This is a genomic window from Bradyrhizobium sp. 604_D8_N2_3 (genome assembly GCF_051810765.1).
In the GTDB taxonomy this organism is placed as follows: Bacteria; Pseudomonadota; Alphaproteobacteria; order Rhizobiales; family Xanthobacteraceae; genus Bradyrhizobium; species Bradyrhizobium barranii.
This window is the reverse complement of sequence record NZ_JBPWPM010000002.1, coordinates 184735-197829: the sequence shown is the minus strand read 5'-3', so window position 1 is coordinate 197829 and position 13095 is coordinate 184735. Positions and strand designations below refer to the sequence as shown.

The window sequence follows — 13095 nt, the reverse complement described above, 5'->3', positions numbered from 1 at the left end:
GGGTTACCGGACTAGTCGTCAGTGCCTGACACGGCGAGGTCCATCTGACGATGTTCACACGAAGTGCAGCGTATCTTGGCTCCGACAGCATTACGCGATCAGACTGACGCAAAGTTCGGCAGGGTATTGCATTGATGGTACGGTAGAAGGGACGATGTGCTGTCAGCGGCTCGCGCGCCAAGCTCAGCTTTGTGCCGAGACCTGCCGAACCGGTGCGGGCCGACCGCCACGTCACTCGCGTCCGCTACCACCGGTCGCCACCTTCAGGCGTGCCTGCAAGGTCGCGGTAGCTTTTGCCCCGCGAACCTCGTCGCATGACAGCTCCGTAATACAGCCATGGCTGAAACGCTCCTCGATCCGGAACCGACCCTTCAGCACGTCGCACCCTGCACGACGTCGGCGATGTAGTTCTTCACGGCCTGTGCATCCGGGGGAAGGACTTTGACTCGCCTCGGTAGCCCTTCTATTCCATCGAACCGTTGCGGACGATCCGGCTGCCGGCCTAACGCTTCCTTGATCGTCGCAGCGAATTTGATTGGCTGCGCCGTTTCGAGCACAAGCATCGGCGTCTCGGGGTTCGCATGCATGCGCCCGACCGTCACACCATCCGCAGTGTGAGGATCGATCATTGTGTTGTAGCGGTCCCACGTGTCACGGATCGTCGCCAGTCGATCGGCATGGGTGCTCCTGCCGCTGCGGAATCCAAAACGCGCCGCCGCCGTTACGAAGCTGGGATCACCGCTGAGGTCGAACGAACCGCATTTCCGAAGTTGGTTCTCAAACAGCGATTTCGTCCGACTGGCGTTGCGACCGAGTAAATCGAAGATGAACCGCTCGAGATTTGATGCCTTGGAAATATCCATGGAAGGGCTCGATGTTTCAAGCGTGTCAGCTCGGCTTCTGGCGCGATAAACGCCGGTGCGGAAAAACTCGTCGAGCACGTCGTTTTCGTTGGTCGCAAGGACGAGACGGGATATTGGAAGTCCCATCATGCGCGCAACATGACCAGCGCAGATGTTTCCGAAGTTTCCTGAAGGCACGGAAAAGTCAACGCCTGCTGACCTCCCTTCGGAGACTTGAAAATAGCCGGAGAAGTAATAGACGACCTGCGCGACCAGTCGGGCCCAGTTGATCGAATTCACTGCACCTATCTTATATCGTCGTTTGAATTCCAGATCGCTGGACACACATTTGACGATGTCTTGGCAATCGTCGAACACGCCATCTATAGCGATGTTGTGGATGTTGGCGTCCTGCAGGCTGAACATCTGAGCTTGCTGAAAGGAGCTCATCCGTCCGAGGGGCGACATCATGAAGATCCGCACCCCCTTCTTGCCGCGCATTGCGTATTCGGCAGCGCTCCCGGTGTCGCCACTGGTGGCCCCAAGAATGTTCAATTCGTCGTGCCGGCGTGCCAGTTCGTACTCGAGCAGATTGCCGAGCAACTGCATGGCCATGTCCTTGAACGCCAGCGTAGGACCGTTCGACAATTCCTGGAGATAAAGCCGCGTCTCCAGCTTTCGAAGCGGAGCGATGTTCGGGGTACCAAAGATCTCGGGCGTGTAGGTTTTTTCGCAGATTGCCTTCAGGTCGGCGGGCGGAATATCGCTGACGTAGAGCGACAGGACCTCGAAGGCCAGGCTGGGATAGGACAAGGCACGCCACGCATCCAATGTAGCGGCATCCACACGCGGGTAGGTCTCAGGCACGTACAGCCCGCCATCCTCGGCGAGGCCTTCAAGCAGTGTCTCGCAGAACTGTCTGCGACCTGAATGTCCGCGCGTGGATACGTAGTGCATCGATGCGTTTCTTTCGAGAGGCGGCGGTGCCGCCAGGTCCATGACCTGAGTTGTACCTTTGAGAATGCCCGATGGAGCTCCAGCCGTCAGCGGCGGTCGCGCCACAGCGCGAAATGATCCTGCATCCGATATCCCCAGATCATGGCCGGCATGAACCAGGGATCGCCACGATAGAGCGGGATGGAGTCCGGCGGACGGAAGTCAAAGGCGGTGCGCGCCCGTTCGTGATTTCCCATCAGCTTGTGGGCCGCGTGCATCCCGATCCAAGGCGCCCAGACGACGCCTGAACCGCAGAAGCCAGTGGCATAAACCACACCGTCCTCTTCGAAGATGCGCGGGAGCATGTCGCGATTCATCGCCACATTACCGAACCAGCTGTGCGAAAGGCGAACATTCTCGAGTTCGGGGAAAAGGTTCACCAGCCCCTTGCGCAGCAGGAGCTTTGGAGCCACCGGGTTACCGACACGAGAGCTGTCGCGCCCCCCTAACAGGATACGTTTGCCGTCGGGCGATGGGCGGTAATAGAACCCGATCTGGCGGTTCTCGGTCATCATCATGCGTTTGGGCATCAGCCGCGCCATGACGTCAGGTGCGAGCTCCTCGGTTGCAATGATCCGGCTGCGAACCGGGACCAGCCTGCGGCGCAGGAAGGGAACGGCGCTATCGGTATAGCCATTCGTGCAAACCAGCACCTGACGCGCCTGCACTGAACCGGCCGAGGTCACGATGCGGAATCCGGAGCCGTCCCTCTCAATTGAGATGACGGGCGTGTCCGCATGAACCGCGACGCCCGAAGCGAGCGCCACGCGAAGCAGTTCAGCGTGAAACTTCGCCGGTTGTAGCCCACCGATATCCATCCGGACTGTTCCACCCCGGTAGACATCGGTGCCGATGTAACTGCGCTGCTCGGCATAGGGTACGGCGTGAGACTCGATCCGCAGCCTCTTCGCTAATACTTCCGCGCTACGCGCCATCGTGTCGTACTGTTCATATCCGAACGCGCCCTTGAACTGTCCGACCAGCTGGAAATCACAGGCGAGCCCTTCAGTCTTGATGAAATCGTAAAGGAATTCGCGGGCGATCTTGCCTTCCGCCTCGATTGCCAACGCCTTGTCTTCGCCGAAGCGTCGGGAGATCGCCGCGTAATCCGGCCGTATGCTTGCGCTGGTTATTCCACCGTTGCGCGTCGAGGCGCCCTCGCCCGGAGTCATCGCGTCAAAGGCCGCAACCGAGCGTCCCTCGCGCGCCAGCACCAGCCCGGCCGAAAGAGAGGCATAGCCAGCGCCCACGATCAGTACGTCAAGTTTCTTGGGAAGAGTCTGTTGAGGCAGCGACCTAAGTGGTGCGGCTTCCCACCAATAGGGCGTGTCCTTCTCTGCGGCTCTGGGCTCGTGCATGTCGCTGACTTCTCGGGTGTTAAAGGTGGCCTTGGATTACTGACAAGACGGCTTCTGATCAGCCAACGCGGTGCTTGCGACGTCTACGCTATCAGGAGGTTCTGCCTGATAGCCTTCAACGCTGTCCGCTGCCTGGCACCTGGGCTCAAGCCGTCAAATGTGGTCATCTCTAACGTCAAGCGCATCGCGCAGCCCGTCGCCGATGAAGTTGAAGCTGGTCACTGCGATCGTAATCGCCGCGCCTGGAATGATGGCAAGCCAGGGAGCGCTGGCCAGATATTGCTGGGCGCCGTTGAGCAGATTGCCCCAGCTGGGCAGCGGTGGTTGGATGCCGTAACCGAGGAAACTGATATAGGCCTCCAGAAGAATCGCACGGGCGACGGTGAGGCTTGCGGCCACAATGATCGGACCGGTGGCATTGGGCAGAATTTCGCGAAGCATGATATGCCTGCCGCTCAGACCGACCATGCGCGCGGCCTGGACAAACTCGCGCTCGCGCAGCGAACGGACCTCGGCTTCGACGATCCTGGCAACCTCCATCCAGCTCGTGACAGCAATGATGACAGTGATCATCATCGGGCTGGGCCGGAGCGTCGCGGCCAGCGCCAGCACGAGGAAAATCGAGGGGAAGGAAAGAAAGCCATCCACCGTGCGCATCAGCGCCGCTCCGATCCAGCCGCCGCGATAGCCTGCGGTCACGCCGACGAGCGTTCCGATCAGCGTTGACAACAACATCGCGGAGAATCCTACCAGCAGCGAGACACGCCCGGCCATCAAGAGTCGTACAGCCAAGTCTCGCCCCAACGGGTCGGTGCCGAAATAATGATGACCGCTCAAGGGAGGAGCAAAGCGAGCGCGCAGATCTATATAGAGCGAATCGTAAGGCAAGGCGTAGGGGCCCAAGACGCACGCCAACACGAGCAGGGCGATCATCGCGAATCCGAGCAGCGCCAGATGGTGGCGCATGAAGCGGCGCACCCCGCGGCTGTGCCACCAGCGAATTGGAGGGAGGTGGGCGGCGATGTCAGTCATAACTGGGACTCCTGTTGACGGCACGAACCTGCGTCTTCAGCTGAGACGAATGCGCGGATCGACGAGTGCGACAAGGATGTCGGCGACGAGATTGCCCAGCACCACAAGGATGGCTGAGAATATCAACAGCCCCATGACCATCGGATAGTCACTGTAGCCGAGGCTATCGAGAAACAGCCGCCCCATTCCCGGCCAGGTAAAGATGGTCTCAGTGACCAACGCGCCGGTCAGAATGCTCGGCAACTGCACCCCAGCCAGCGTGATCATCGGCAACAGCGCATTGCCGACGACATGCTTCAGCAGGATGCGGCGCTCACTTAGGCCCTTGGCGCGAGCCGTCTTGACGAAATCCTGGCTCAGTGCATCGAGTGTCGCGGTGCGCATGTAGCGGCTCCAGACCGCGACGTGGACCAGCGACAGCACCAAACTTGGCAGGATCAGGTGATGCAAGTAGTCCAGCACCGAGCCGTCACCGATCGTGTACATGTTCCCTGCAGGCACCCAACCGAGCTTCAGCGTGAAGATATAGATGCCGACGAGGCCGAACCAGAAGGTCGGGACCGACAGCGCGACCATGGCGCCGATCGTCGCGCAATAGTCGAACAGGGAATAGCGGTGGGTGGCACCGCGGATTCCGATCCAGGAGCCAATGGCGATGGCCAGTGCCGTGGACGTCCCCATCAGCAGCAGCGTAGCGAAGAGGTGACGCCCAATCACCGCCAGCACCGGCGTGCCGTCGCGGAAAGAATGTCCCCAGTCGCCCTGAACCAGCCGCCAGGCCCAATCAAAATACTGAATCCACAACGGCCGGTTCAGCCCGAGCTGCTCTGCGAGTCGCTCAATGTCCTTCTGGGTCATGCCGGGATCCAGCCCGAACTGCGCGAGAGGACCGCCCGGCATGAAGTTGAGCACCGTGAAGCCGATGATCGAGACGATCACCAACAGCACGATGCTCTGCGAAAAACGATTAAGCAGGAACCCGGGCATTCGAGTCTCCATGTTAGCTTGACAGCGCCTAGTCGGCCGCCCTGCGCCTATCCGGCCTCGGGCGGCGATACGTCAACTCGCCCAAGACCAAGCCAGCGCGTTCCACGATTCGGTGCGCGTGTTGACGTTCGGCACGACGCCGGAAATGCCCTTCTTGTTACCCTGGACCGCATTGGTCTGGTACAGCGGCAGGAAGGGCAGGTCGCGACGAACGAGCTCTTGTACCCGACGGTAGATCGAGCGCCGCGCGTCCGGATCGAAGCTGCGAGCGCCTTGGTCGAGCAAGGCATCGACCTCTGGATTTGAATACTGCGCATTATTCGAACCACGCCCGCCCTTCGCTGCAATCGCGCGCGAGTGCAAGCGATTGGTCACGTCCGGGTCGGCGCCGATCAGATACGTGCTGCCGACGATCACGGAATCGAATTGCGATTGCTGCCAGAACTCGCCCCACATCACCGCGGCGGGCAAGTTCGATATCTTCATCTCAACGCCCAACTGAGCAAATGTCTGCTGCAAGAACTGCTGCACCTGCTCGCGAAGCGGATCGCCTGACGTGGTCGAGCTGGCAAAGGACAGACGGACGCCGCTTTTGGCACGAATGCCGTCCCGCCCGGGCGCCCAGCCGGCTTGGTCCAGGATCTGACGCGCGCGGTCCAGATTGTATGCGTGTGCCGGAAGATTGGGGTTATAGTAGGTGGACTGCCTCGGCATGAAGGTCTCCGTCGGAGTCGGCACGCCGTAATAGAGCCCCTGGATGATGGATTCCTTGTCGATGGCTGCGTAAAGCGCCTCACGGACTGCAAGTTCCCTGAACTGTGGACGCTCCAGATTCAGGTAAAAGGACTCGAATGAAGCCTTTGGGACCAGTGTCACCACTCGGTTCGCCAGCGCCTTGGCTTCCTCGTAATGATCAGCTGTGATGTACGGCTGCCCCATCAGGTCCACGTCGCCGCTCTTGAACTGAGTGTAGAGGACGGTGAGGTCGGGAATGTATTTAAAGATCAGCTTCTCGATGTGTGGGCCTTCTCCGAAATAGTCGGGGTTAGCCACGAGTTCGAGATGATCGCCTGCGACCCGCTGACCCCACTTGAACGCGCCGGTGCCGACCGGCGCCTGGTTGAAGGCGGCGTTGTTTGGATTGGCCTCCTTCTCGAGGATGTGCTTGGGCACGATGAAGGTTTCGGTCAGGAACGATAGATAAGGCGCAAAAACCTGTTCCATTCGCCACGAGATCTCCGTGGGCGAGATCACCGTGATGTCGCGCACGAGGGCATGGCCCGCCGTGCGCCAACTCCGGAAGTTCGGATTGATGATCAGTTCGAGGGTGAACTTCACATCCTCGGCCGTGAAGGGTTTGCCATCGTGCCAGCGGACATCGTCACGTAAACGAAGGTGCCATTTGAGACCGTCCTCCGAAATTCCGCCGTTCTTTTGGTTCGGTACTTCGACGGCAAGGTTGGGCTGAATCTCGCCTTTTGGGTCGATGCGGAAGAGCGCGTCGAAAACCGAGAAATGCACACCATCATCGACTTCAATGTGCGCCATCAGCGGATTGAAGACGGTCGGCTCTTGTCCAAGTCCGACGACAATGCGACCGCTCGGTTTGGCGGGGGCCTTCTGAGCGAAGGCGGGCGTACCCAGCAGGCCTGGTGCAGCGAGGCCGGCAGCCCCGGCCACCATCAATCGAAGTGCATTGCGCCGTGAATAGCGCGAGTCAAAATAAGCTTCCGTCATGACCTCTCCTCGTTCTTGGCTGTGTCCCGCCGGTGTTCATTGACTCCCGCGAGCGCGCGAGCGCCCCTTGGCTGCTCGCCGGGGATGGCGGCGACGAGCTCGCGCGTGTAGGCGGATTTCGGGTCCAGGAAGATCTGCGACGGCGGTCCGCGTTCGATGATCTGTCCTCGATGCATGACGGCGATCTCATCGCAGATCTGGCTGGCAACGCGCAGATCATGCGTGATGAAGATCATCGAGACGCCGGTCTCCCGCTGAATCTGATCCAGCAGCTTCAAGATTTGGGCCTGGATCGAGACATCAAGCGCGGAGACGGCTTCGTCGGCGATCAGCAGTTTTGGTTTGAACATCAGCGCCCGGGCGATGCCGATGCGCTGACGCTGCCCGCCGGAGAACTCGTGCGGATAGCGGTCAAAGGCGCCTGAATCCAGGCCGACATGGGACAGAAGCTCCCGCGCCCGCTCACCAGCCTCTCTGTGCGGCACGCCATGCGCGACCGGCCCGACTGTGAGAATTTGCCCGACCGTCGAGCGCGGGTTGAGCGACGCAAAAGGATCCTGGAAGATCATCTGGATTTTTGGCCGCAGCGGCCGAAACTCGGCCTCGGTAAGCCGGGCGACGTCGCGGCCTTCGAACAGAATCGAGCCACCGTCGCTCTCCATGAGCTTGATCAGCAGCCGGCCGAGCGACGATTTGCCCGAACCGCTTTCTCCGACAACGCCTAGCGTGCGGCCCTGCGTGAGCTCGAACGAGACACCATTGACCGCAGGCACGATGCGCTGCGTACGGAAAAGCGCACTGCCGCTGCGATAGGTCTTGACCAGACACTCGACCTTCAGGATTGACGCCCTGTCGGCGGCTTCCAAGGGATTGCGGTCCTTGCCGGTCAGGTGCGGCACGGCCGCGATCAGGCGGCGCGTATAAAGGTGACTTGGCGACTTGAGCACCTGCTCGGCACTGCCTTGCTCCACGCAATGGCCCTTCTCCATCACCACAACGGAATCGGCAATCTCCGCCACGACTCCAAAGTCATGGGTGATGAACATCACGCTCATTCCCTTGCGGCGCTGAATGTCGCGGATCAGTTTGAGGATCTGCGCCTGCGTCGTCACGTCGAGCGCGGTCGTCGGCTCGTCCGCAATCAGGATCGCGGGCTCAAGAGCCAGAGCCATGGCGATCATCACCCGCTGCCGTTGCCCGCCCGAAAGCCGGAATGGATACTGGTGATACATGAGTTGCGGATCGGGAAGACCGACCTCAACCAACAAGTCTATGGCGCGGCTGCGGCGGGATTTCGACGTCCCAACGTCGTGCGCCGCCATGACCTCCTCGATCTGCGCGCCCACGGTCATCAGCGGGTTCAGCGCCGAGAGCGGGTCTTGAAAGATCATCGACACGACGCGGCCGCGAAGGTTGCGGAGCTTATCGGGCGAAATGGCTACGATGTTGGTCCCATTCAGGTCGATCAAACCCGAGGCAACACGTATCGCCTTGGGCAGAAGCCCCATGATCGCATTGGCTGTGACCGACTTGCCCGATCCGGACTCTCCAATGATGCACAGTATCTGACCGCGCTTCAGATCAAAGGAGACGTTCTCGACGGCGTGAGCCCGCTCCATCCCGGCCGGCAAGCTCACGGTCAGGTCGCGCACCGAGAGTGCCACATCTTCCGAAGTTACAGCCTGAGAGGCAGAGGCCATTTGAACAGTCTCCCCTTTCAACAGCGTTGGGTCATTCTGCTGCGGATTGGCTCTTCGGCCATTGTTGCCGCCGCGACGCTCGGACAGGTCGAAAATTCGCCGCTCATTTTGCCATTCCCTGTTCGGAGGCTGCGACATGATTCAGAGCTTTGTGCTCAACGGGAAAAGCGGTCACGGCCAAAGCATCGGACGAGTGGCCAACTCGATCACTGAATCGAGGTTCGTGGAGCTATCAGTGCCGTTCAGCTTGATTGCTCTTGTGAAGGTCTGCTCATGGACAAGGCTCATCCAGCGTCCCTTTTGAACTTCTGCCATTGATCGGCATTGACCCGGCATGTACGAGTTTGACTGCTTCAATGGCCCCGGAGTCGCCGAAACGCGCCTTGCGGGCAGCAGGAAGTTCTGAAAACGAAGTGCCATCTGGCATTTCAGTCTGCGCCGCCAAACGTCGGAGATCAATTACCGAACTGGACTGGATTGAGATTGACGCCGCGACGAGAAAACTCTCAGTCGGCCTGCCTTTTACGCACAAGCGCACTATCGTTAGGCACGGCACGGCCGAACGCGCTCAAAGCTTGATGCCCTGGTACTTTGGCGAATGAGGTGGGCGCGAGCAACGTATTCTCGCAATAATAGCTTGAACAGAAGTCGGCAAACCGCAGAATATTCCGTCTAATCACAAATTCCCGCAGAGCACCTGCCGCGAATGCTCAGCTACGATAGGTCAAACGCCGGGAGTCCTCGCTTCATGAGTGCGCCGCTCATCCATATTGAATCAAGCCCGTCTCTGCCTCAAGAGGCTGACGTCGTCGTCATTGGCGGCGGCGTGGTGGGCGTGTTCGCGGCTTACTATCTCGCCCGCCGCGGCGTTAAGGTCGCCTTGCTCGAAAAGGGGCGTGTCGCCGCCGAGCAGTCCAGTCGCAATTGGGGATGGTGTCGTCAACAGAATCGCGACGCGCGCGAGCTACCGATCGCCACCAAGAGTCTCGATCTTTGGGAGAGAGTAGCACAGGAGACCGGGGAAGACACGGGTTTCCGCCGCTGCGGGCTTCTCTATCTGTCGAATGACGAGAATGAGCTGACCGGCTGGGCGAAGTGGCGCGATTTTGCAAAGACGGTCGGCGTTACGACACAGATGTTGAGCACGAACGAAGCGAACGAGAGAGGCAAAGCGATGGGCCGCAAATGGAAAGGCGGCGTATTCTCTCCAACCGACGGAACGGCAGACCCTTCGAAGGCTGTGCCCGTGGTCGCGCGTGCGATCATGACGGCTGGCGGCACGGTGCACCAGCACTGCGCCGCTCGCGGCATAGAGCTCCGTGCCGGCCGGGTGAGCGGCGTAGTGACCGAAACGGGCACAATCCGGACCAACACGGTGGTCATGGCAGGAGGGGCCTGGGCCTCTTCGTTCTGCAACCAGCTCGGCATTCGCTTCCCGCAGGCGTCCGTGCGCCAATCCATTCTCGCCGTGGCTCCTGGCGCGGCGGGTCTGCCCGACGCCCTGCACACTGCAGGCGTGTCGCTCACGCGGCGTAGCAGCGGCGGGTACACGCTGGCGATAAGTGGGCGCGCGCGAGTCGATCCAACGCCGCAGCAATTCAGGTTCGCCCGCGAATTCGTGCCGATGTTTGCTCGCCGCTGGCGCAGTCTCGCCCCTGGAGCATTCGAGGGCATGCGCCAAGGTCATGAATCCTTGGCGAAGTGGGCGCTCGATGAGACGACCCCGATGGAGCTGAACCGGACACTTAATCCCCGTCCCGACATGCGGCAGATACGGCTGACACATCAACGAGCTTGCGAATTGCTGCCTGAACTCCGTCGCGTCGCAATCTCCAATGTCTGGGCCGGCTATATTGACAGCACACCGGATGGCGTTCCCGCAATCGGTGAGGTGGGGGCGATTCCAGGCTTTATCCTTGCGGCCGGGTTCAGCGGCCACGGTTTCGGGATTGGCCCCGGCGCGGGGCACCTGATCGCCGACATCATTACTGGTACTGCGCCGATCGTCTGCCCGCGTCCATACAGGCCGGAGCGGCTGAAAACGGGTGCCTGGGGCAAGGTCGCCGAGTTCTGAAAAGCAATCTCTCCGCCCGGTGGGAAAGGAAGCTGGTTGGTGCTATGACAGTGCGTATGACGCTGAAGCCTCAAAGCCTTGACGCCGCTATGGCTCCCATCTCATGGCATTGCTTATGAAGCTCGATAAGATCGACATCAGGATTTTATGCGAACTGCAGAAGAACGGGCGGACTTCCAACGTCGAGCTCGCAGAGCTGATAAACCTTTCCCCGAGCCCGTGCCTGATGCGCGTCAAGAGGCTCCAGACGGAGGGCTTCATCACCGGCTATTCCGCCCAGATCGACGTTTCCAAGCTCGGACAAACTCTGACTGTGTTCGCCGAGATCACGCTCAAAAATCATCGCCAGATCGATTTCGCGCGCTTTCTCACGACTATCGAAAAGATAGATTCGGTCGTCGAATGCCATCTGGTTTCGGGCGGATATGACTACCTGGTGAAGTTTATCACAGCGGGAATCAGCGAATATCAGGCGCTGATGGAACGTCTCGTCGAGATGGATATCGGAATCGACAAATACTTCAGTTTTGTCGTGCTGAAGTCCCCGATCGTGAAATCCCACCTGCCTCTCGAAAGCATATTCAACAGCTGAAGAACAATCCTCCATCTCGGGGGGCACGGGCAGATCGCCGGCCGCGCTACGGCTCAGGCTTTTGCTGGCCTCGGAACGACAGGCGCAGTGATCATCCTTTCATCGCCGCGCGGACGTCCCTGTCTTCGAGGGTTTGGTCGAGCGTCACGCGAGTTCGTTCGATGATGCCGTCGATGTCCGCGTCCGTGCAGCAGAGCGGCGGCGCAAAACCCAGCACGCCCTGGGCAAAGGCGCGAATGACGAGACCGTTGTCCCATGCGCGGTCGAATAGGCGGCGCGCGGCGTCCGCTTCCGCCGGCAGCGCCGTCTTGCGCTCCTTGTCCGTGACGAGCTCGATTGCGGCCAGCATGCCGCGACCACGAACATCGCCGACAAGTGGATGATCGGCAAGCGCGCGAAGGCCCTCCATCAGGCGGCGCCCGGCCTTCCGGCCGTTTGCAAACAAGCCATTTTCGTAAAGATCCAGGCACGCGAGCCCGACCGCTGCACTGACGGGATGTGCGGAATAGGTGTAGCCGTGGCCGACGGCCGTCTTGCCGGCTCCGTCCGCAATCGTGTTGTAGACGCGGTCGGACATGAAAACGGCTCCCATCGGCACATAGCCCGACGTCAGACCCTTTGCGGTGGTCATGAAATCCGGCACGACGTCGTCTTCTTCGCAGGCGAAAAATGGGCCGACACGACCAAAGCCGGTGATGACCTCATCGGCTACGAACAAAATGTCGTTCTCCTTGCAAACAGCGTGCATGGCTTTCAACCAAGACGGCGGTGGCACGAGGACGCCCCCTGATCCCTGAATTGGCTCGACGTAAAAAGCCGCAATGCGATCTGCGCCCAGTTCGGCGATCTTGGCTCGCAGGGCCGCGACCGACGCAGCAATGATAGCCTGAGGATGGGAACCGACTGGATTACGATAGGCATAGTGCGACGGAATTTTGTGCTGCCAGCTATACGGTACCCCAAAGCCCGCATGAAAGGCGGGGATCGCCGTCAAGCCGGACCCGGCCGTCGACGATCCATGGTAGCCATGCTCGACGGAAATGAACTGATCCTTCTCCGGCGTACCCTTGGCATGATAATAGTACCGAATAAATCGGATCGTGCTGTCGACGGCATCGGAGCCACCTAGCGTGAAGTAAACATGGTTCAGATCGCCAGGCGCCAATTCGGCCAACCTGGCGGCCAGCCGGATGGCCGGATCGGAGCCCAACCCGAAATAGCCCGTCGCATAGGGCAGTTCGCGCAGTTGTCTCGTGGCTGCATCAACGATGCTGTCTTGTCCGTACCCGGCATTGACACACCACAGGCCGGCGAAGCCGTCGAGCAATTGATGTCCCGAGGCATCGGTCAGGGTCGCGCCCTTCGCTGATCTTAACACCCGCACACCCAAGGCCTCGTGACTGCGATAGGATGAGACGGGGTGAACCAGATGCGCACGATCCAGCTCGATCAGCGAATTGCTCAACATGTCGTCCTCCATATCAACCCGAAGGCAGATTAGGATATCGAGGACGGCAGTTCCTCCCAAGCCGCGCCTGGATCGGAGGAGTTTTGACTTTCGTTGATGATCGATGCCGCAGCTTATGCCGGAGCAGGCCCGGCGCTTGACGGTGCTGCTCAACGCGAGCGGTTGCTTGGCGCAACTCTCTGCCAAAGCTTCGATCCGATACAACACAATCTGCTTCGGTTCCAGCGAAAGCGGCGCTTTATCTTACGAGATGCTCATTATGATGCTTGTCGTACCGGCGCGCGGTGCCGAGAAGATTGGAGGATTCCA

General features: G+C 60.0%; 9 protein-coding genes. 2 read left to right on the top strand and 7 right to left on the bottom strand.

Annotation, left to right across the window (positions count from 1 at the left end; translation table 11 throughout):
- Window positions 1-371: 371 nt before the first annotated feature.
- From thrC to AB7245_RS45750, 6 genes are all read right to left on the bottom strand, one after another.
- Window positions 372-1799, bottom strand: coding sequence for a threonine synthase (gene thrC / locus AB7245_RS45775; protein WP_439035894.1), 1428 nt, complete (start codon window positions 1797-1799; stop codon window positions 372-374).
- Window positions 1800-1885: 86 nt separating this feature from the next.
- Window positions 1886-3196: an NAD(P)/FAD-dependent oxidoreductase gene (locus AB7245_RS45770; protein ID WP_439035893.1), complete on the bottom strand. Its 1311-nt coding sequence runs from the start codon at window positions 3194-3196 to the stop codon at window positions 1886-1888.
- 153 nt (window positions 3197-3349) lie between these two features.
- On the bottom strand, window positions 3350-4228 hold the full coding sequence (locus tag AB7245_RS45765) for an ABC transporter permease (protein WP_439035892.1): 879 nt from the start codon (window positions 4226-4228) through the stop codon (window positions 3350-3352).
- Between the two features lie 36 nt (window positions 4229-4264).
- Complete coding sequence (locus tag AB7245_RS45760; RefSeq protein ID WP_007601128.1) at window positions 4265-5215, bottom strand: ABC transporter permease; 951 nt, start codon at window positions 5213-5215, stop codon at window positions 4265-4267.
- A gap of 72 nt (window positions 5216-5287) precedes the next feature.
- Window positions 5288-6952, bottom strand: a complete 1665-nt coding sequence (locus AB7245_RS45755; RefSeq protein ID WP_439035891.1) for a peptide ABC transporter substrate-binding protein — start codon at window positions 6950-6952, stop codon at window positions 5288-5290.
- Window positions 6949-8652 carry an ABC transporter ATP-binding protein gene (locus AB7245_RS45750; protein WP_439035989.1) on the bottom strand — a complete coding sequence of 568 codons (1704 nt, stop codon included), beginning with the start codon at window positions 8650-8652 and terminating at the stop codon, window positions 6949-6951. Before AB7245_RS45750 ends, AB7245_RS45755 begins: the two co-directional genes overlap by 4 nt.
- A 748-nt stretch (window positions 8653-9400) precedes the next feature.
- Between AB7245_RS45750 and AB7245_RS45745 the strand changes: the two genes are divergently transcribed.
- Together AB7245_RS45745 and AB7245_RS45740 are read left to right on the top strand one after the other, a co-directional pair.
- The gene (locus AB7245_RS45745) at window positions 9401-10726 is read left to right on the top strand and encodes an NAD(P)/FAD-dependent oxidoreductase (RefSeq protein ID WP_439035890.1); all 1326 of its coding nucleotides are present in this window, start codon (window positions 9401-9403) and stop codon (window positions 10724-10726) included.
- A gap of 115 nt (window positions 10727-10841) precedes the next feature.
- Window positions 10842-11318: an Lrp/AsnC family transcriptional regulator gene (locus AB7245_RS45740; RefSeq protein ID WP_018453188.1), complete on the top strand. Its 477-nt coding sequence runs from the start codon at window positions 10842-10844 to the stop codon at window positions 11316-11318.
- A gap of 91 nt (window positions 11319-11409) precedes the next feature.
- On the opposite strand, the gene AB7245_RS45735 is transcribed toward AB7245_RS45740, so the two are convergent.
- Window positions 11410-12786, bottom strand: coding sequence for an aspartate aminotransferase family protein (locus AB7245_RS45735; RefSeq protein WP_439035889.1), 1377 nt, complete (start codon window positions 12784-12786; stop codon window positions 11410-11412).
- Window positions 12787-13095 lie beyond the last annotated feature (309 nt).